General features: G+C 67.4%; 22 protein-coding genes. 12 read left to right on the forward strand and 10 right to left on the reverse strand.

Translation table 11 applies throughout. The features are described from left to right. Positions 1-538 precede the first annotated feature (538 nt). Positions 539-865, forward strand: a complete 327-nt coding sequence (locus tag AE618_RS08805) for a hypothetical protein (protein WP_054208699.1) — start codon at positions 539-541, stop codon at positions 863-865. Between the two features lie 282 nt (positions 866-1,147). Beyond that, complete coding sequence (locus tag AE618_RS08810) at positions 1,148-1,648, forward strand: invasion associated locus B family protein (protein WP_054208700.1); 501 nt, start codon at positions 1,148-1,150, stop codon at positions 1,646-1,648. Between the two features lie 30 nt (positions 1,649-1,678). On the opposite strand, the gene AE618_RS08815 is transcribed toward AE618_RS08810, so the two are convergent. Next, positions 1,679-2,572 carry a dienelactone hydrolase family protein gene (locus AE618_RS08815; RefSeq protein WP_054208869.1) on the reverse strand — a complete coding sequence of 298 codons (894 nt, stop codon included), beginning with the start codon at positions 2,570-2,572 and terminating at the stop codon, positions 1,679-1,681. 519 nt (positions 2,573-3,091) lie between these two features. Between AE618_RS08815 and AE618_RS27245 the strand changes: the two genes are divergently transcribed. Together AE618_RS27245 and trmFO are read left to right on the forward strand one after the other, a co-directional pair. Next, complete coding sequence (locus tag AE618_RS27245) at positions 3,092-3,247, forward strand: DUF1127 domain-containing protein (protein ID WP_082358930.1); 156 nt, start codon at positions 3,092-3,094, stop codon at positions 3,245-3,247. 172 nt (positions 3,248-3,419) lie between these two features. Then, positions 3,420-4,826, forward strand: a complete 1,407-nt coding sequence (gene trmFO, locus AE618_RS08820; RefSeq protein ID WP_054208701.1) for a methylenetetrahydrofolate--tRNA-(uracil(54)-C(5))-methyltransferase (FADH(2)-oxidizing) TrmFO — start codon at positions 3,420-3,422, stop codon at positions 4,824-4,826. A 93-nt stretch (positions 4,827-4,919) separates the two neighbouring features. Here trmFO and AE618_RS08825 read toward each other — a convergent pair whose 3' ends face one another. After that, positions 4,920-5,813, reverse strand: a complete 894-nt coding sequence (locus AE618_RS08825) for a phytoene/squalene synthase family protein (protein WP_054208870.1) — start codon at positions 5,811-5,813, stop codon at positions 4,920-4,922. A 305-nt stretch (positions 5,814-6,118) separates the two neighbouring features. Here AE618_RS08825 and AE618_RS08830 point away from each other — a divergent pair, with 305 nt between their 5' ends. Next, on the forward strand, positions 6,119-6,325 hold the full coding sequence (locus AE618_RS08830; protein WP_054208702.1) for a hypothetical protein: 207 nt from the start codon (positions 6,119-6,121) through the stop codon (positions 6,323-6,325). A 275-nt stretch (positions 6,326-6,600) separates the two neighbouring features. On the opposite strand, the gene AE618_RS08835 is transcribed toward AE618_RS08830, so the two are convergent. Both AE618_RS08835 and AE618_RS08840 read right to left on the reverse strand, forming a co-directional pair. Continuing rightward, positions 6,601-7,977: a PleD family two-component system response regulator gene (locus AE618_RS08835; protein ID WP_054208703.1), complete on the reverse strand. Its 1,377-nt coding sequence runs from the start codon at positions 7,975-7,977 to the stop codon at positions 6,601-6,603. A gap of 18 nt (positions 7,978-7,995) precedes the next feature. After that, positions 7,996-8,367, reverse strand: coding sequence for a response regulator (locus AE618_RS08840; protein ID WP_054208871.1), 372 nt, complete (start codon positions 8,365-8,367; stop codon positions 7,996-7,998). A 155-nt stretch (positions 8,368-8,522) separates the two neighbouring features. Between AE618_RS08840 and AE618_RS08845 the strand changes: the two genes are divergently transcribed. Beyond that, positions 8,523-8,813 (forward strand): DUF3572 domain-containing protein, encoded by a 291-nt coding sequence (locus AE618_RS08845; protein WP_054208872.1) that lies wholly within the window; start codon positions 8,523-8,525, stop codon positions 8,811-8,813. Then, positions 8,810-10,183, forward strand: a complete 1,374-nt coding sequence (locus tag AE618_RS08850; protein WP_248310798.1) for a DNA polymerase IV — start codon at positions 8,810-8,812, stop codon at positions 10,181-10,183. Before AE618_RS08845 ends, AE618_RS08850 begins: the two co-directional genes overlap by 4 nt. On the opposite strand, the gene AE618_RS08855 is transcribed toward AE618_RS08850, so the two are convergent. Beyond that, positions 10,140-10,994 carry a cell envelope integrity EipB family protein gene (locus AE618_RS08855; protein ID WP_248310799.1) on the reverse strand — a complete coding sequence of 285 codons (855 nt, stop codon included), beginning with the start codon at positions 10,992-10,994 and terminating at the stop codon, positions 10,140-10,142. The two genes, AE618_RS08850 and AE618_RS08855, sit on opposite strands and share 44 nt — an antisense overlap. A gap of 218 nt (positions 10,995-11,212) precedes the next feature. Here AE618_RS08855 and AE618_RS08860 point away from each other — a divergent pair, with 218 nt between their 5' ends. The 5 genes from AE618_RS08860 to AE618_RS08880 all read left to right on the forward strand — a co-directional run bounded on the left by AE618_RS08860 (position 11,213) and on the right by AE618_RS08880 (position 15,026). Next, entirely contained in the window at positions 11,213-11,686 is a 474-nt protein-coding gene (locus AE618_RS08860; protein WP_054208874.1) for a RidA family protein, read from the forward strand. After that, entirely contained in the window at positions 11,686-12,468 is a 783-nt protein-coding gene (locus tag AE618_RS08865; RefSeq protein WP_054208704.1) for a glycerophosphodiester phosphodiesterase family protein, read from the forward strand. Before AE618_RS08860 ends, AE618_RS08865 begins: the two co-directional genes overlap by 1 nt. After that, on the forward strand, positions 12,465-13,712 hold the full coding sequence (locus AE618_RS08870) for a GNAT family N-acetyltransferase (protein ID WP_054208705.1): 1,248 nt from the start codon (positions 12,465-12,467) through the stop codon (positions 13,710-13,712). The genes AE618_RS08865 and AE618_RS08870 overlap by 4 nt, the downstream gene beginning before the upstream one ends. Continuing rightward, the gene (locus AE618_RS08875; RefSeq protein ID WP_054208706.1) at positions 13,705-14,520 is read left to right on the forward strand and encodes a hypothetical protein; all 816 of its coding nucleotides are present in this window, start codon (positions 13,705-13,707) and stop codon (positions 14,518-14,520) included. Before AE618_RS08870 ends, AE618_RS08875 begins: the two co-directional genes overlap by 8 nt. Before the next feature lie 77 nt (positions 14,521-14,597). Further along, positions 14,598-15,026 (forward strand): HIT family protein, encoded by a 429-nt coding sequence (locus tag AE618_RS08880; protein WP_054208707.1) that lies wholly within the window; start codon positions 14,598-14,600, stop codon positions 15,024-15,026. 9 nt (positions 15,027-15,035) lie between these two features. Here AE618_RS08880 and AE618_RS08885 read toward each other — a convergent pair whose 3' ends face one another. The 5 genes from AE618_RS08885 to clpS all read right to left on the reverse strand — a co-directional run bounded on the left by AE618_RS08885 (position 15,036) and on the right by clpS (position 19,460). Beyond that, positions 15,036-15,398, reverse strand: coding sequence for an AzlD domain-containing protein (locus AE618_RS08885; RefSeq protein ID WP_248310800.1), 363 nt, complete (start codon positions 15,396-15,398; stop codon positions 15,036-15,038). Beyond that, a complete protein-coding gene (locus AE618_RS08890; protein ID WP_082365110.1) occupies positions 15,395-16,117 on the reverse strand; it encodes an AzlC family ABC transporter permease in 723 nt (240 codons plus the stop codon). Before AE618_RS08890 ends, AE618_RS08885 begins: the two co-directional genes overlap by 4 nt. Before the next feature lie 141 nt (positions 16,118-16,258). Further along, positions 16,259-16,534, reverse strand: a complete 276-nt coding sequence (locus AE618_RS08895) for a hypothetical protein (RefSeq protein ID WP_054208709.1) — start codon at positions 16,532-16,534, stop codon at positions 16,259-16,261. Between the two features lie 4 nt (positions 16,535-16,538). Continuing rightward, positions 16,539-19,070, reverse strand: coding sequence for an ATP-dependent Clp protease ATP-binding subunit ClpA (gene clpA, locus AE618_RS08900; protein ID WP_054208710.1), 2,532 nt, complete (start codon positions 19,068-19,070; stop codon positions 16,539-16,541). 48 nt (positions 19,071-19,118) lie between these two features. Beyond that, entirely contained in the window at positions 19,119-19,460 is a 342-nt protein-coding gene (gene clpS, locus AE618_RS08905) for an ATP-dependent Clp protease adapter ClpS (RefSeq protein ID WP_054208876.1), read from the reverse strand. Positions 19,461-19,603 lie beyond the last annotated feature (143 nt).

Below are 19,603 nucleotides of genomic sequence, written 5' to 3' on the forward strand. Positions count from 1 at the left end.
AACTTATCCCCGCCCTCTCCGCCCACCCCATACTCCCCTCGCCCATCACCCAAACGGGGCGGCCATCCGGAGGTATGCTGGAGGTTGGGTGAGGGTCGGCGCCTGCGGGTGGAGTTACGATCCACTCCCGGGAGGCTTCGGGGCACCGCCCTGGGGGTACTACGGCCCCTGTGCGAGGAGCTCGCTGGAACGGTCGGCGGCGACAACGCCGGTGCCGGGTTCGACGCGACAAGGCGATGAGCCGAACTGGCGTCACATGAATCCAAAGGTGCCGTCGGCAACCGACCCGATAAGCGCGGCCCGGAGCCCAAAATCGCCGAAGGCGGAGCGCCACGGGGCGTGCGACGGGTGGCTCAACCCCGCCGCGCCGCGTCCTGGCTCAACGGATGCGGACTGATACCCTAAGCGCCTCGCGGCGCTCCGCCAGCTCCCGTCTTGCAGCCCCTGCCCATCCCCGCCGCGCGCCCGCGCGGGCGGATCGTCAGCGCGCGCCCGGCGCAAACAGCGGCCGGCCGCGCTTTTCCGACAGGAGCCCGCCATGCCGAAGCCTCGCAACCGTTTTGCCGACCTCCCGCCGATCACCGATTTCGAGAGCTGCCAGCGCGTGCGGCCGATGCTGCTGCACCGTGTCGGAGACGCCTTCGAGGTCTGGCGCTCCTGCGAGGACAAGAGCTGCCGGCGTGCGAAGAGCTGCCGGCGCGGCGACGGGACCTGCCTCTTCGCCTTCATGGCGGCGCAGCCGGATGCGGCCCGGCGGCTGTTGTTCTATACGGTGAAAAACCGCATCGCCGGCCTCTCGCCCGACGAGGCTTGGGCGCAAGCGCAGGCCCGCGTCGCCGACGAGATCGCGCGGTACGGCGGCTGAGGGATGGGGAGTGCAGCGTCGGACTGGCGCTTTCCCCTCGCCGTCATCCCGGACCTGCCGCGTCAGCGGCGCCGATCCGGGATCCATTCCGGACCCTCTCAGAGCCAGCGTTCCGGAATGGATCCCGGGTCTCCGCTTCGCTTCGCCCGGTATGACCGCGTCGAGGGAGCGGATACAGCCACGGCCGCCGTCCCTGCGCCGCGGCGTCGCAGGCTCGCGTCATGGTTACGTCCCGTTAACCCGTTCTTTCCACCCTGCCCGCTTCGGACGAAAGGAGACGACATGACCGATTTCGCGCCCCGCGCCGCCTGCGCGCTCGCCCTTCTGGCCGCTGCGCCCGCACACGCCGCGCCGGCGACGCCGCTCGGCAGCTTCGGCAGCTGGAATGCCGCCGCCTATGGCACGGGCGACGACCGCCGCTGCTACATCCTCGCCACGCCGGCCTCGGCGGAACCCTCGACGCTGCGCCATGGCGACGTGCATTTCTTCGTCCGGAGCAGCGACGGGGCGCAGCGCACGGAATCGAGCCTGCAGGCCGGCTATGACTTTGCCGATGGCTCCGAGATCACCGTGACGATCGGCGAGGAGCGCTTCCGCATGGTGACGCAGGGCAGCAATGCCTGGCTGCGCCGCATCGAGCGCGAGCCGGAGCTGCTCGCGGCCATGCGGGCCGGGCGCGTGATGGAGCTGGAGGCGCAGTCGCGCCGCGGCAACCAGACCAGCTACTCCTTCCCGCTCGACGGCGTCACCGCCGCCTCCAGGCTGCTCGCCCGCTGCGACTGAGCGGGCGACGCCGACGCGGACCGTCCTGCCTCAGGCGACGCCGTAGGTCTTGAACCAGGCCAGCATCTTGCCCCAGCCCTCCTCGGCCTGCGCCTTGCGATAGCTCGGACGGTAATCGGCGTGGAAGCCGTGCGGCGTGTCGGGATAGATCGTGATCTCGACCGTCTTGCCGGCGGCCTTGGCGGCGGCGACCTGCTTCTCGACATCGGCGACCGGGATGCCGGTGTCGGCGGCGCCATAGAGTCCGAGAACCGGGGCCTTGAGCTCGCCGACGATCTCGGATGCGGTCTTCGGCTGAACCGCGGTCTTGTTGCCGCCGAGCGGGCCGTACCAGGCGACGCCGGCCTTCACCGCCGGGTTGTGCGCGACATACAGCCAGACACCGCGCCCGCCGCGGCAGAAGCCGGTGACGCCGAGCTTGCTCGCATCGCCCTTCGAACTGGCGACCGCCCATTTCGCGGCGGCGTCGAGATCGGCCAGCATCTCGGCGTCCGGCTTCTTGGCGATGACCTCGCGCACGATCGCCTGCACGTCGGTCATCTTGGTCAGATCGCCCTGGCGGGCATAGAGCTCGGGCGCGACCGCGCAATAGCCGGCCTTGGCGAGGCGCCGGCAGATGTCCTTGATGTATTCATGGACGCCGAAGATCTCCTCGTTGACGAGGATGATCGGGAAAGGGCCGGCCCCGGCCGGCATGGCGCGATAGCCCGGCATCATGCCATCAGTGGTCGGGATCTGGACCTCGCCGGCCTCGAGCCCGGCGCTGTCGGTGGTGATCGTCTGGCCGACCACGACCGTGGTCGCCATGGTGAAGCCGGAGACGAGGCCGGTCATGACGAAGCCGCGGCGCGAGAACGGCTCCTTCACCAGCCCGTCGAGACCTTCCAGGAGGGGCTTTGCGGCGGCAAGGGTCGAGACGGACATGGCGGGCTCCTTGGATGCGATGGCGAGGCCGGGAGAGTGCTGCGGCAGCGATCCTCCGGCAAGCGCCGAGCCGGCCGCGTGAGTCACAGAGGCGTGAGCGGACTTGGGCAGGCGCACGAATCGCTGCATCCCGCCCCGGCAGGCGGTGGATCTGCGGATATGGTGAACGCGTCGCCAACGCACTGCGGCGCCGCCGGATGGCGTGCGGAGCGCCGCGATCGCGTCCGGCAGGCGCTCGAAACAGCCCATCGCGGTGGCAGGGACGCACTCATTTCGCACCCGCAGCATAAATTGCCCAAGCAAAGGGCAGAGTCCGTCCGAATCTTACTGATCCGTTAACCGCCCAGCGCGGGCGATCCCGCAAAAATGAAGGATTTGAGAATAGTTCATGCGCTGATCGCATAACGGAGCTGACAAATGGTCTCTGTTTGAGCAGCAGTGGCTCACTTATATGCAGCGCACAACGAATTCGTCGCTGTGGGCACCGACCCGCTCCGGAAACCTAGTAGGACCCTCGTTATGTTCGTCACCATGATCGCCGCCAAGATCCGCTCCTATCTGCGCTATCGCGAGACCGTTCGCGAGCTCTCCCGCCTGACCGACCGCGAGCTCGACGATCTCGGCCTGTCGCGCTCGGAAATCGCCTTCGTCGCGCGCACCCACGCCGCCGTCTGAAGGCGTCGCGCTCCGCTCAGGCGGAGCCGACCACGTGTAGTGTCTCCCGGCTTCGCGGCCCTCCCCCGCGAAAATCGGTCGAAGAGCGAATGCCCGCCCCCCGGCGGGCATTTTGCGTTTCGAAAGCTCGCACGCCCTTGACGGAACCGGCGGCTGCGGACACATCCCGGGCATGGAACCCATTCACATCATCGGCGGCGGACTCGCCGGCTCCGAAGCCGCCTGGCAGGTCGCACAGGCCGGCGTACCGGTCGTGCTGCACGAGATGCGCCCCGTTCGCGCGACCGAAGCGCACCAGACCGAGGGCCTGGCCGAGCTGGTCTGTTCGAACTCCTTCCGCTCCGACGATTCGCTCAGCAGTGCGGTCGGCCAGCTGCATTGGGAGATGCGGCGGCTGGGCTCGCTGATCATGGCGACCGGCGACGCGCATCAGGTCCCGGCCGGCGGCGCGCTGGCGGTCGACCGCGAAGGCTTCTCGCAAGGCGTCACCGCCGCGCTCGCGGCCCATCCGCTGGTGACCATCGACCGCGCCGAGATCGCGGGCCTGCCTCCGGCGGAGTGGGACAAGGTCATCGTCGCGACCGGCCCCCTCACCTCGCCCGCGCTTGCCGCCGGCATCCAGTCCCTGACCGGCGAGGACGCTCTCGCCTTTTTCGACGCCATCGCGCCGATCGTCCATGTCGATTCGGTCGACATGGACCAGGCCTGGTTCCAGTCGCGCTACGACAAGGTCGGCCCGGGCGGCACGGGGGCCGACTACATCAACTGCCCGCTCGACCGCGACCAGTACGAGGCCTTCATCGACGCGCTGCTGGCGGCCGAGAAGACCGAGTTCAAGGAATGGGAAGGCACGCCCTATTTCGACGGCTGCCTGCCGATAGAGGTCATGGCCGAACGCGGCCGCGAGACGCTGCGCTGGGGGCCGATGAAGCCGGTCGGGCTGACCAACAAGCATAATCCCACGGTGAAGGCCTATGCGATCGTCCAGCTCCGGCAGGACAATGCGCTGGGCACGCTGTTCAACATGACCGGCTTCCAGACCAAGCTGAAATACGGCGAACAGGCCGCGATCTTCCGGATGATTCCGGGCCTCCAGAACGCCGAATTCGCCCGGCTCGGCGGCATCCACCGCAACACCTACCTGAACTCGCCAAAGCTGCTCGACGACCGCCTGCGGCTCAAGGCCGATCCGCGCCTGCGCTTCGCCGGCCAGATCACCGGCTGCGAGGGTTATGTCGAAAGCGCCGCGATCGGTCTGCTCGCGGGCCGCATGGCGGCAGCGGAACGGCTTGGGCATGAACTGGAGCTTCCGCCGGCGACGACGGCGCTGGGTGCGCTGGTCAACCACATCACCGGCGGCCACATCGTCACCATCGATGAGGGTCCGCGCTCCTTCCAGCCGATGAACATTAATTTCGGCCTGTTCCCGCATATCGAGGGCCAGCAGACCCATGGCCCCGACGGCAAGAAGCTGAAAGGCCCCGCCAAGAGCGTCGCCCGCAAGCACGCGCTCACCGCAAGGGCGAAGGTCGAGATGGAATCCTGGGCCGGCGGTCAACCGGCGCAGGCGGCGGAATAGCAGACAGTCGTCATGCTCGGGCGCAGACCCGAACATCGCCAGCCAGAGAGTCTCGGGTCTGCGCTGCGCTCCACCCGAGAATGACGCGGCGGCTCACCTTGCAGCCCGAGCCGCCCGCCAGATCAGCCACTGCCGCTGCCAGGCCGGCAGCGTGATGATGGTGCGGTAGGGGTCATAGCCGCCGCGCTCCATCCGCTTCAGATAGGGCTCGACCAGCGCGGAGGGCAGGAAGGCCGGCATCACTGCGCTGGGAACCGTGCCGCGCAGGTCGCGCAGCTTCTTCAGATGGGCGCGCGCGATCTCGCGCAACTCCTTCAGCGAATACATCACGCCAGGCCCGCCGCGCCCTCGCACGATGTCGTCGCGGGTGACCCCGTTGCGGCCGAGGATGTCGGCGGGCAGATAGACCTGCCCCTCGGCGGCATGCCAGGGGAAGGCGCGCATCAGCCCGGTCAGTGCGTAGGCGACGCCGGCATAGCCCGCCGCGGCAGCGCCACCGGGATCGCGGCCATTCGCGAGAATGATCGAGGCGAGCCGGATCAGCGCGCTCGATGTCTCCCCGGCATAGCCCTCCAGATCCCGCAGCGACGGCATCGGATCGTCATAGAGATCGAAGACGCGGGCCTCGATCAGCCCGGTCAGCGGCGCGATCGGCAGGCGGTAGCGCGCGACCGCGTCGAGCAGCGCCGCCGCGACCGGATGCGCCTGCCCATCGCCGTTCGCCTCGCCCTCGAGCAGGTCCCGCCACCATTGCAGCCGGACCTCGCCCGGCAGGGGCTCGCTGACGAGGCCGCGCACACGCGCAATCTCGTGGCTGAAGGCATACAACGCAAACAGGGCCGGCCGCTGCGATTCGGGCGCGTAGAGGCAGGCTATGTAGCGGTCGTGATCATGCTGCCGCACCAGCGCCGCGCAATGCGCATAGGCCTGCGGCAACGCGGAGGGCGTCGTCTCGCTGCGGCGGTCGGTCTCGGTTGTCTGCGGCATCATCCTGCCTCGATCCGGAGGCTGCATCCCTGGCGACGATCGCGGCAGTGTAGGACGAGCCGGCGGCAGATGGCTACGCCTCAAGAACATGGCAGGCGCGATTTGCCGAAGCGAGCCGACCGGCAGCCTGCGTGGCACTGGTATTGGCGTCTGGCCATGGACAGGAAGGCTTTCCGACCGCGCGGCGTCTTCGGACAGCGAATGCGGTCCGGCGCGAAAGCTTAGCATCATCGGCGCTGGCAATATGGTATTAAAGCACCGGCCAACGGGACGACGATGACGTCGTACAGATTCATGAGGATGCTTTGACCGACGACGACCGCAAGCCTCCCATCCGGCGTCCCTCCTACGGGCCGGTCAGACGCATGTTGAAGCTGATCGTCGAGATCGATTCATCGCGCTTTCTGGGCAACCGTCTCGGCGCAGCCGTGTTGCTCGTCGGCGTGCTCGCGGTCTTCGCGGGCGTCGGCTACGGGCTGCCGGCGCTGATATCGCATTATTTTCAGAATTGAGGGGTGGCCGACCGGCGGCGGTTCTGAGGAGGCCAGATGATCCGCAGCCGGCCGGCCGAGCCCTCCGGTTTCCCAGGAGATGCGGCGGACCTGAGCACCCGAGGGGCGTCACGAGACAGCGAAAACATCGCTGCGTCGATGAAGACCCTTGCAGTCGGACAGCCGCGAATCAATCGAATACCATCGATCGACCAGCGCTCATCGATGCTTAACCTTACCGCGTAACCAGTCGATGCTTGCGTACGGGCAACGCTCGGCTTCGTGCGGCCGCCGGCTCAGGCGGCGTTCGCGGCAATGACGCGGTTGCGGCCGCTCGCCTTGGCCCGGTACAGCGCGTCGTCGGCACGCTTCATGATCTCGGCGGGCGAAGCGTCCCCCGCGCGGCGGCTCGAGACGCCGATGGAGACCGTCACGGGAATCGTGCGCGCATTGCCCTGGATCGCGAAGGGATCGGCCTCGACGCGCTCGCGGATGCGTTCGGCCACGGCATAGGCCGCATCGAGCGCGGTGTCGGGAAGCACCACGACGATCTCCTCGCCGCCCATGCGGGCGACGAGATCGATTCCGCGGGTGCAGGCGCGGACCCGGTCGGCGAATTCGCGCAGGACCTCGTCGCCGGCATCGTGCCCCCAGCTGTCGTTGACCGACTTGAAATGGTCGATGTCGAGGACGAGCAAGGCCAGCGACCGCGCCCGCAGCGCGGATTCGTCGAACATCGCCGCCATGCGGGTGTCCATGTAGCGACGATTATGCAGGCCGGTGAGCTGGTCCATGACGGCCATCTCCATCGATGACTGCACGCTGTCGCGCAGCTTCTCGGTGAAGCGCTTGCGGCGCACCTGCGTGCGGACGCGGGCCACCAGCTCGTTGCGGTCGATCGGCCGGATCAGGAAGTCATGCGCGCCGATCTCGAGACCACGCAGGATGCGTGTGCGATCCTCGGCCTCGCCCATCATCAGGACGGAGACGTTGCGGGTGCGTTCCAGCGAGCGAAGCTGGCTGCACAGGCGCAGGCCGTCATAGCCGTTCAGATCGAGGCTCACGACGACGCTGTCGAAATCGCCCTCGACGGCGCGCAAAAGCGCCTGCTGCGGGTCCGGCTCGATCTCGACCTGGTGGAAGGCCGAAAGCGCCGTCTCCAGGCGTTCGCTCACCCGCGGCCGGTCCTCGACGAGCAGGATGCGGCCGTTGAGTCCCGTTTCCATCGCGGCAGCGGCCAGCGGGTCGGCGATGCCGAGCCGGCGCGAGGCCAGCGCGCGGTTGCGCAACTCGTCGGTCATCGATTTCAGCCGGACCAGGCTGCGGACGCGTGCAAACAGCGCAGTGTCGTCGAGCGGCTTGGTCAGGAAGTCGTCGGCGCCGGCGTCGAGTCCCTTCAACCGGTCGCCCGGCTGGTCGAGCGCGGTCACCATCACGACAGGGATATGCGCCGTCGTCGCCTCGCTCTTGAGGCGGCGGCAGACATCGAAGCCGTTCATGCCGGGCATCATCACGTCGAGCAGGACGATGTCGGTCTCTCCGCGCGCGCAGATCTCCAGGGCGTCAGGCCCGTTGAGCGCGCTCTCGACGTCGAAATACTCGGCCGAAAGCTTCGCTTCCAGCAGCTTTACGTTGGTGAGAATGTCGTCGACGACAAGAACGCGCGCTGACATGGGTTTGCTTTCAGAGGCTCAGGCGGTGCCGGCATAGGCGCGGACGGTCTCCAGAAACTTCGCGACCGAGATCGGCTTCGAAAGATAGGCCTCGCAGCCGCCCTCCCGGATACGCTCCTCGTCGCCCTTCATCGCGAAGGCCGTCACCGCGATGACGGGGATCGATTTCAGGGTGTCGTCCTCTTTGATCCATTTGGTGACCTCGAGTCCCGAAACCTCCGGCAACTGGATGTCCATCAGGATCAGGTCCGGATGATGCGCGCGCGCCAGTTCGATCGCCTCGATGCCGTCGGCTGTCTTCAGCGTGGCGTAGCCATGCGCTTCGAGGAGGTCGTTGAAGAGCTTCATGTTGAGCTCGTTGTCCTCGACGATCAGAACCGTCTTCATGATGCCGCCCTTCATTTGCGCCACGAACACGCCGGACCGATCCGGATTGTCCAAGCTGGCGGCCTCGTTCATGGATGCTCTAACATGCGAGCCGTTGACGAAACGCAAACCTGATACGCGACTCGCCCGATATGCAAACGATGGAGCACCCGACCGCCATGGCCCGACCGTCCAGCATGGAGGATGCCGAAACATTGGCCTTGCGCGCGCTGGGCTTCCTGGCAGCCGAAGCGGAGCGGCTTGAGCCGTTCCTGGCGACGACCGGGCTCGGCCCCGCGACGCTGCGCGCTGCCGCGAGCGACCCGGGCTTTCTCGCCGCCGTTCTCGACCATATCAGCGGCAGCGATTCGCTCCTGCTGGAGTTTGCCGGAAATCTGGGCGTGAGTCCGGAGGCGGTGGCGCAGGCGCGCGAGCGGCTGAGCGGGCCGCGTCCGGGCGAGTCGTCTTGAACACTCGCGACCTGGCGGCGGCTCCGTCCGCAGCCATCAGGCGGGTCTTGTGCCGCGACTGCCTGAGCGATCATGACGGCAGCGCCGCCGAGCCACGGCGCTGTCCTGCCTGCGGCTCGCCCCGTCTGCTGCGCCACCCCGAGCGCGACAGCCTGAGCCTGGCCCATATCGACTGCGACGCCTTCTATGCGGCGATCGAGAAGCGCGACGATCCCTCCCTGATGGACAAGCCGGTGATCATCGGCGGCGGCAAGCGCGGCGTGGTCTCGACCGCCTGCTACATCGCCCGGACCTATGGCGTGCGCTCGGCCATGCCGATGTTCAAGGCGCTGAAGGCCTGTCCGCAGGCGGTCGTCGTCAAGCCCGACATGGCGAAATATGTCGCGGTCGGCCGGCAGGTGCGCCGGCTGATGCAGGAGCTGACGCCATTGGTCGAACCGATCTCGATCGACGAGGCCTTCCTCGATCTCGCGGGGACGGAACTGCTGCACCATGCCAGCCCGGCCGTCACCCTGGCGCGCTTCGCCAGGCGCATCGAGGCGGAAATCGGCATCAGCGTCTCGGTCGGGCTGTCCTATGCCAAGTTCCTGGCCAAGGTCGCCTCCGACATGGACAAGCCGCGCGGCTTCTCCTTCATCGGCCGGGCGGAGGCCGTGTCCTTTCTGGCGGGAAAGCCGGTCAGCATCATCCCGGGCATCGGCCAGGCCAGCGCAGCAAAACTTGCGGAAGCCGGCTTCCGCCTGATCGGCGATCTGCGCGATGCCCCGGTCGACAAGCTGTTCCGCTTGGCCGGCAAGGACGGCCCGCGCCTGAAGAACCTCGCCAACGGAATCGATGCGCGACGTGTCACGCCGGACCGCGAGACCAAGAGCGTGTCCAGCGAAACCACGCTCGATGTCGATCTCTCGCGCTTCGACGACCTCGAGCCCGTGCTCTGGCGGCTCTGCGAGAAGACCTCGAAACGATTGAAACACCAGGAGCTTGCGGGGCGAACCATCACGCTGAAACTGAAGACGGCGGATTTCCATTCGATCACCCGCGCCAGCCGCCTGCCGGAACCGACGCAGCTCGCCGCCAGGCTGTTTTCAGCCGGGCGCGACTTGCTCAAGCGCGAATGCACCGGGGCGCGCTATCGGCTGATCGGCATCGGCGCGAGCGACCTCACCGGCCCCGAAGACGCCGACCATGGCGACCTCGCCGATGTCGCGACGCCCCGGCTCAAGGCGATGGAGGGGGCGCTCGACAGCTTGCGCGCCCGCTTCGGCGATGCCGCGATCGGCAAGGGCCTGAGCCTGCGCTTGCCCGAGCGCACAGGCAGCCGCTCGGCTACTTCGCGCACTCCGCCTGCGGCAGAAGATCCAGACGCGTGAGCGTGCCGCGCAGGGCGAAGCTGCCGTAATCGAGCCTGACGGCGCCAGTGACGCCGTTCTCGTAGAGCTCGAAGGAGATCGTGTAGGACGGCGTCGATTCGCCCGATCCGACCTTGAAATAGGACATCGTCACCGGCCAGCGCGCGAGATTGTCGAATTCGGGCCGCTGCAGCGGCGCCTCGGCCGGTTTGGCCTCGACCTTCCGGCCGATCACGGAGAGCGTCTCGTAGAGATCCTTGCCGCCGTTGGCGCCGTCATAGAGCCTGACGTTCAACGTGCTCTGGCCGGCCCGGGCGGCCTGGATCACCGCCTTCATCTGGGCGTTGGGAAACAGCGCCGCGAGCGGTTCGCGATGGGTCTCGGCCTTGGGCGTGCTCAGCTTGACCTCGTAGCCGTCGCCGCTCCTGCTGGCGAGACCATCGACGGTGTCGGTCGGCGTACCGCTGGCCGAGCTTTCGGTCTTGAAGCGGTAGCTCGCGCCGTCGCCGGCCTCGAAGCTGGTGGTGCGGGCATCGATGGTGCGCGATCCGTTCTCGCCGCTCTGGAGCTGCGTGACCTGCCGGAACGACAGCGCGTAGCCCTCGCAGGCATCGCCCGTGAAATCATAGGCGATGCGGCCGCGGGCCGACTCGACGTTCTTTGCGGCCTTGCCTCCGTCCAGAACCAGATCGTAGACGGCGCGATGCGGCGCGAGCACGACGCGGCCGGAGGATTGCGGCTGCGCCATCGCCGGGCCGCTCGCCGACACCGCCGCCGCGGCGAGGAGCCCCGCAAGGCCCAATCCTGTCACGCCCAGCCCGTTCATGCTCATGACGACCGCCGCTTTCATTTCCTGATGCACATGAATCTAGGTGCAATGCCGCAATGGCGCAAACAAGGCAGGCAGGCAGAGCTGCATGGCGGCTGGACATGCCGTCCGAGCATGGGCCGGCGCTTGCGGCCCGGCCGGGCATCGGCCATGAAAGGCATGCGCTATGGATCCGCTTTCGCGCCTCTGAAAAGCCCCTGACCCAGGTGGAGTTCGCCCTGATGAATGCCGTCGAAGCCAAGCTTGCCGAACTCGGCATCACCCTGCCCACGCCGGCAGCCCCTGTGGCGAACTACGTGCCCTATGTCATCACCGGCAATCTGCTGGTGATCTCCGGCCAGCTCTGCTTCGGGCTCGACGGCAAGCTGTCGGATGCCCACAAGGGCAAGCTCGGCGCCGAAATCTTCAACGAGGCCGGGCTCGAGGCCGCAAAACTCTGCGCGATCAACGTTCTGGCCCAGGCCAAGGCCGCGCTCGGCGGCGACCTCGGCCGGATCACCCGCTGCGTGCGCCTCGGCGGCTTCATCAACGCAGCCCCGCATTTCGCCGCCCTGCCCGCGATCATGAACGGCGCCTCGGACCTGATGGTCGAGGTGCTCGGTGACAGGGGCCGTCACGCCCGCTCGACCATCGGCGTCGCCGAACTCCCGGCCGATGCGGCCGTCGAGGTCGAGGCGATGTTCGAGATCGCCTGATGCGCGACCGGTCCCTGAGCGAACATTCGCAATCCGGGCTGGGCTGGCTGATCGCCCGGCCGATCGCCCATCGTGGCCTGCACGATGCCGCGGCCGGCGTGATCGAGAACAGCATTCCGGCTGCCGAGGCCGCGATCGCCGGCCGCTTCGGCATCGAATGCGACGTCCAGCTCAGCGCCGATGGCGAGGCCATGGTGTTCCATGATTTCGTGCTGGACCGGCTGACGGCGCAGACCGGAAAGGTCGCCTTGCTCAAGGCAGATGCCCTCGCCGCGATCCCGCTGAAGGGCAGCCAGGCCACAATCCCGACCCTGGCGGCCTTCCTCGATGCGATCGGCGGTCGAGTTCCACTGGTGATCGAGATCAAGAGCCGCTTCGACGGCGATCTCGCGCTCACCCGCAGGGCAGCCGAGATCGTTGCAAGCCGCGCAGGCCAGCCGATCGTGTTCAAGTCGTTCGACCCGGACATCGTGATGGCGCTGCGGGAACTCGCGCCAGCGATCCCGCGTGGAATCGTCGCGATGAACGACTATTCGATCTATGAGGATTACGCTCATCTCGACGACGCCAAGAGGCGGGCCATGGCCAATCTGCTGCATTTCGGCGAGAGCCGGCCGGATTTCCTGTCCTGGAAGGTCGCCGACCTCGAAAGCGCCGCGCCCTATCTCTGCCGCAACGCGCTCGGCATGCCGCTGATGACCTGGACGGTGCGGACACCCGCCGATTGCGAGACGGCGGCGCGCCATGCCGACCAGATGGTGTTCGAGGGCTTCACGCCTTGAGCACCGGCGAGGGAGGCGACCTCCGGGTCCGCGTCACGACCTCGCTGAAGACCGTGCCGGCCGGCGCCTGGAACGCCTGCGCCAATCCCGGTGCGCTGAGCGAGGCGCAGGGGAGCACATCTCGCGAGCCTGATTCCGCGCTGCGGGCCGGCGTCGACACAGACAATCCTTTCATCAGCCACGCATTCCTGCGCGCGCTGGAGGAGAGCGGCTGCGTTGGTGGGCGCTCCGGCTGGTCGCCGGCCTATCTCCTCGTCGAGGATGACGCGGGCACGCTGCTCGCCGCCGCACCGAGCTTTCTCAAGAGCCACAGCCAAGGCGAATACGTCTTCGATCACAGCTGGGCCGATGCCTATGAGCGCGCCGGCGGGCGCTATTATCCCAAGCTACAGGTCGCAGCGCCGTTTACGCCCGCGACCGGGCCGCGCCTGCTGGTCGCGGACGGCTCTCGCGCGGACGAGGCGCGGGCTGGGCTGCTCGCTGGTCTGGAGGCGCTGCGCGACCAGGCCGAAGCCTCCTCGGTCCATGTCACCTTCGCGCAGGAGCCCGACATCGCGACGCTGCAAGAAGCGGGTTACCTCGAACGGCACGACCTGCAGTTCCACTGGAGCAACGAAGGCTTCGCGACATACGACGACTTCCTCGCGACGCTCGCCTCACGCAAGCGCAAGGCTCTCAAGCGCGAGCGCCGCGAGGCGCTGTCGGCCGGGATCCAGGTGGAAGTCCTGTCGGGCAGCGACCTGACCGAGGCCGTCTGGGACGATTTCCATTCGTTCTACGAGGATACGGGCGCACGCAAATGGGGGCGGCCCTATCTCAACCGCGCCTTCTTCTCGGCCGTCTCCGCGGCGATGGGCGAGCGCATCGTGCTGGTGATGGCCAGGCGCGCGGGGCGCTATATCGCCGGCGCGATCAACTTCCGTGGCGCCAACACGCTCTACGGCCGCAACTGGGGCTGCGTCGAAGACCACCCCTTCCTGCATTTCGAGCTCTGCTACCATCAGGCGATCGACTACGCGATCGCGCACAAGCTCGCCCGCGTCGAGGCCGGCGCGCAGGGCGAACACAAGCTGGCACGCGGCTACCGGCCGGTGGTGACCCGCTCGCTGCATCATCTTGCCGATCCGGGTCTGAGGCGCGCCGTAGCGCATTACCTCACCGGGGAGCGCCAGCAGATCGCGCAGGCGCAGGACGCGCTCGCTGCCGAAAGCCCCTTCCGCAAGACAGGGGACGCCCATGACTGACGCAGCCGGCCCCGCCTCGTCGGGCGAAGCAGCCACCTTCTGCGGCGATGCGGAACTCGGCTATCTCCGCAGCCGCACCGGCTTTTCTCCCGGTGAGGGACTCAAGCTCGACGAGCCCTATCGCCTCGCCCATCTGCCGCTGGTCGCCCCCGACCATCCCGGCGTGCTCGCGCGGCAGGACGGACGCTCCTACGAGATGGGCCGTCACCCCAGCGTGTTCTCAGCCGTTCTCCCGATCGACGGGGCGGCGCTGGCGGTGTCGCAGACCTTCGTAGCGCTCGACGACGAGATGCGGCGTGCGCCCTTTGCGCGCAAGATCGCCTGGGACATCCTGCCGCAACGGGCGGACCGGCTCCACGCCACATTGTGCGGCACGCTCTCGACCGGGGACGCACCGGCGATCGACGGGGCCGTGTGCGAGGCGCTCGCCCGCATCGGGCCGTTTCAGGTCGAGCTGCGCGGATTGTTTTCGGGCAATGTGAACCGGGGCCGGCTGTATCTGCGGGCCTACCCGCAGGCGCGCGACGGCGCCAATCCCTTCCAGGCGATCCAGTCGGCCTTCGGGCGGCAGCCGGGCGACCTCTATCTCGTCGGGCTCTACAACTTGACCGACGACCTCGATGCCGGGGAGACGCAGGCCCTCGCCGCCTTGATCGCGCGCTGGTGGGAGGTGTCGCTGCTGCGCTTCGAGGCGACGACCCTTTGGGTGCTCGGCTCCCGCGACGACCTCGTGCTCGATGCCGAACTGGCCGAGCTGTTGCCGCTGCACGCCGGGCGACCTGGCGCGCTGCCCATGCAGACGCGCTGATACGGCCTTGACGTGAACCGCCGACGCGCGACAGGCTGGCGCCCGCCTCTCATTCCCTCGCCTGCCCTGGATTTCGCATGACCGCCTATGACGACACCAATGTCTTCGCCAAGATCATGCGCGGTGAATTGCCGTCGCACACCGTCTATGAGGACGCCGAGACGCTGGCGATCATGGACATCATGCCGCGGGCCGACGGCCATGTGCTAGTGATCCCCAAGACGGCCTGCCGCAATCTGCTGGATGCGCCGCCCGATGCGCTCAAGGCGGTCGCCCTCACGACGCAGAAGCTCGCTCGCGCGGTCAAGGCTGCCTTCGATGCCGATGGCGTCACGGTCCAGCAGTTCAACGAGGCAGCCGGCGGGCAGGTCGTGTTCCATCTGCACGTCCATGTCATGCCGCGCCATGACGGCGTAGCGCTGCGGCCCCACACCGGCACCATGGAGAAAATGCATGTGCTGATGGCCAATGCCGACAAGATCAGGGACGCGCTCGACGCCCTCTGATCGCTCAGGTCAGGCGGGCAGCAGCCACCAGGCGCCGCCGATCAGTGTCGCCTCGCCGGCCAGCACGGCGAGCAGCACCCGCCTGCGATCGAACAGCATGACGCCGAGCGTGACCGCAAGCGCAGCAACCCGCAGCCCCAGCGGCACGGCGGCGAGCGCCCCCGGCGGCGCCACGATCAGCTTGGCGACGATCCCCGCGAGCAGCGCGGTGGCGACAGCCCGCACCCATTCCAGCGCCGGCGAGTTGGCATCGAGACGTCGCGAAAAGGCGACCGCGAGCCAGCGCCAGATCTCCGTCGGCAGCACCGCGAAGAGCAGCAGCGCGAGATAGGGCCAAAGCGGCCCGTCGAGCCAGGCGATCGGCTGGGTCACGGCGCGCTCTTCCCGGGCCGCAGAGCGAAGGCGATGCTTCCGGCGATCAGCCCGGCAACGATCAAGTCGAAGCCGCCGCCGATGAAGCGGTCGCAGATCGGCGCGAGCGCGAGGCCGAGCACGATCGCCGCGACATCGCCGCGGTGGCGTAAACCGGCCGAGAGCGAGGCCAGGAAGAAGATCGGCGTCAGGCACATCAGCCCGGCCGCGAAGGGGATCGGCAAGGCGCCGATCAGGTAGTAGCCGAGGAAGGTCCCAAGCGAACTCATCGCCATGCAGGTATTGGCGAAGCCGAGGAAATAGGCCACGCGCTGCGGCGGCGGCACATCCGGCAAGCGGCGAAGCCCCTCCGTCCAGGCCGTCACGGCGACGTAATGGGCCAGCAGAAGCTGCACCCCGACGCCCTGTCCCGGCCGGCGCAGCAGCGGCAGAATCGCGACCGTCATCGGGAGGAAGCGCAAGGAGGCGAAGCCGACGGCGATCGCGATCGCGCTCCAGGCGGCGCCTGCCGCGATCGAGGCGAAGAAGATCACCTGAGAGGGGCCGGCCCAGACCAGCATCGTCGACAAGACCGCGACCTCGACGGGGTAGCCGACATCGCTGGCCAGCGAACCGACGCCGATCAGGCCGAAGCCGACGACCCAGGCCGGCAGCGACAGCGCATCGCGCATGCCGGCGAGCGCCACGCGCCCCCAACCCCAGTCTTCCCCGACTCTCATGAAGCTGTGGCTGCCTGCTCGGCCTCGGTGGCACCCGCCGGAGATCGGAGGGCTATGGCGTTCTTCCTACCGCGCCCGTCCGGTCAAACCGAGACCCGGCGGCGGACGGGCGGCCCTGCACCGGCTGCAAAGCCCTCCGCCTCAGCGCCCGCCCTTGAACAGGATGCCGATCAGCTCGTTGCCGAAATCGATCAGCTCCTTGGGAATTCCCCCGACCGCCTTCACCGCCAGGTAGATGCCGTAGATGAACGCCGGCACCAGGATCCAGCCCAGCACCTCTTCGAACACCTTGCGCCGGCGCCGACGCCGGTCGCGCTTTTCAAACCAGCTCAGCTTCTCCCGACGCGCGGGAGCCCGCTCGGGCGCAGGCTCCGCAGCATGGGCGAGAAGGGTGTCGGTCTTGCGCCTGAAAAACACGCTCTCAAGCCTTCGTCAGCGGAACCTTGGGGACGGTGCGGACCGAGCGCGCCTTGGGCGCCTCGGGGCCCTTGCCGCCGCCATCGGTCTTGCCGGCCTTGCCACCGCCGCGGTTCGGGCTGGCCGGGGAAGGCTTTGCCGCGGAGGTCGCCTTGGCGCGTGGCTTGCGCTCGCGCTTCTCGCCGGCAGCCGCGACATCCTTCTCCGGCTTGGGCTTGACCGGGCCGTCGGGGAATTCGAGGCCCAGCACCTTGATGCCGGTCTCCGATTGCACCACCACGACCTTGACCGCGCCGCCGTTCTTGAGACGCCCGAACAGCACCTCGTCGGCGAGCGGCGTCTTGATCGTCTGCTGGATCAGGCGGGCCATCGGGCGGGCGCCCATCGCCTCGTCATAGCCGTTCTCGACCAGCCATTCGCGGGCCTCGTCCGAGAGCTCGATCGTGACGTTGCGGTCGGCGAGCTGCGCCTCGAGCTGCAGAACGAACTTGTCGACGACGCGGGCGACGACCGACTTCGGCAGATGGCCGAAGGAGATCACGGAATCGAGCCGGTTGCGGAATTCCGGAGCGAACAGCTTGTTGATCGCCTCGGTATCGTCGCCCTCGCGCTTGGTCCGGGTGAAGCCATAGGCGTTGCGCGCCATGTCGGCGGCGCCGGCATTGGTGGTCATGATCAGGATGACGTTCCGGAAATCGACCTGCTTGCCGTTATTGTCGGTCAGCTTGCCGTGGTCCATGACCTGAAGAAGGATGTTGAACAGGTCTGGATGGGCCTTCTCGATCTCGTCGAGCAGCAGCACGCAATGCGGGTGCTGGTCGATCTGGTCGGTCAGCAGGCCGCCCTGGTCGAAGCCGACATAGCCCGGAGGGGCGCCGATCAGCCGCGAAACCGTGTGCCGCTCCATGTATTCCGACATGTCGAAGCGCACTGTCTCCACGCCGAGCGAGGCTGCGAGCTGGCGGGCCACCTCGGTCTTGCCGACGCCGGTGGGACCCGCGAAGAGATAACAGCCGATCGGCTTCTCGCCATCGCGCAGGCCGGCGCGAGCCAGCTTGATCGACGAGGACAGAGCCTCGATCGCCTTTTCCTGGCCGTAGACCGTGCGCTTCAGCGTGGTCTCGAGATTGCGCAGGACCTCTGCGTCGTCCTTCGACACGGTCTTGGCCGGGATGCGCGCCATGGTGGCGATCGCGGCCTCGATCTCCTTCACGCCGATGGTCTTCTTGCGCTTGTTCTCCGCCACCAGCATCTGCGAAGCGCCGGTCTCGTCGATCACGTCGATCGCCTTGTCGGGCAGCTTGCGGTCATGGATGTAGCGCGCCGAAAGCTCCACCGCCGCCTTAATGGCGTCGTTGGTGTAGCGCAGCTTGTGGAACTCCTCGAAATAGGGCTTCAGACCTTTGAGGATCTCGATCGTATCGGGGATCGAGGGCTCGTTGACATCGATCTTCTGGAAACGGCGCACCAGCGCCCGGTCCTTCTCGAAATACTGGCGGTATTCCTTGTAGGTGGTCGAGCCGATGCAGCGCAGGCCGCCCGATGCCAGCGCGGGCTTGAGCAGGTTGGAGGCATCCATCGCCCCGCCCGAGGTCGCGCCGGCTCCGATCACCGTATGGATCTCATCGATGAACATGATCGCCTTGGGGTGCGCCTCGATCTCCTTCATCACCTGCTTGAGGCGTTCCTCGAAATCGCCGCGATAGCGCGTGCCGGCCAGCAGCGTGCCCATGTCCAGAGAGAACACGGTCGCGTCCTCCAGCACCTCGGGCACCTCGCCGCGGATGATCTTGAGCGCCAGGCCCTCGGCAATCGCGGTCTTGCCGACGCCGGGCTCGCCGACGAGCAGCGGGTTGTTCTTCTGCCGACGGCAGAGGATCTGGATGGTGCGCTGGACCTCCGCCTCGCGGCCGATCAGCGGATCGATGCGGCCGTCGCGCGCCTTGCGGTTCAGGTTGACGCAATAGGCGTCGAGCGCGCTCTCCTTCTTCTTCTTGTCCTTGTCGGCGTCGTTGCCCGGATCTGCGGCGCGCGAATCGCGCTGCTGCTCGGGTTCCTCCTCGGCGCCGCGGATCGGGCGAGGCTCGCTGGCGCCCGGTCGCTTGGCAATGCCGTGGCTGATGTAGTTGACCGCGTCGTAGCGGGTCATGTCCTGCTCCTGCAGGAAGTAGGCGGCGTGGCTCTCGCGCTCGGCGAACATCGCGACGAGCACATTGGCGCCGGTCACCTCCTCGCGGCCCGAGGACTGGACATGGATGACGGCGCGCTGGATCACGCGCTGGAAGCCGGCTGTCGGCTTCGAATCGTCGCGCCCATCGGTGACGAGATTGGCCAGCTCCGCGTCGATGTAATCGACGAGATTGCGCCTGAGCGTGTCGAGATCGACGCTGCAGGCGCGCATAACGGCGGCCGCGTCCTGATCATCGACCAATGCCAGCAGCAGATGCTCCAGCGTGGCGTATTCGTGGTGAAGTTCGTTGGCGAGCGCCAGGGCGCGGTGAAGCGCCTGTTCGAGACTGCGCGAGAAACTCGGCACGGATTGCGCTCCTATTCCGATTTCAGATGGGTGAGCGAACTCAAGACTTTACTTCTTCTCCATCACGCATTGGAGCGGATGCATGTGCTTGCGCGCAAGATCCATGACGAGCGTGACCTTCGTCTCGGCGACCTCATATGTGAAAACCCCGCATTCGCCGACGCCGTTCTGATGCACATGCATCATGATCTGCGTGGCCGCGGCGCGATCCTTCTGGAAGAAGCGTTCGAGAACGTGAACGACGAATTCCATCGGGGTGTAGTCGTCGTTCAAAAGCAGGACACGATAGAGATTGGGCTTGCGGGTTCGGGTCCGGGTCAGGACTGCCGTGCCGGCGCCGTCACGGCCGCCATCGCTCGGTGGCGGCCGCCGAGTGGGGCGATCGGCCATTCCCCTCGGTCCGACCACGGCAACCGGCGGCGCCACGGCATCGCGCGTCGCCCCGGTGTGTCCTGCCTGGCTGGTCATGATGCCGTTTGTCCTCAAGATCGGTCCCTGGCGCTTCCCACCCGACATAATGCCTCGCCGATGAA

It is taken from the genome of Allobosea vaviloviae, from assembly GCF_001298265.1.
Lineage (GTDB): Bacteria > Pseudomonadota > Alphaproteobacteria > Rhizobiales > Beijerinckiaceae > Allobosea > Allobosea vaviloviae_B.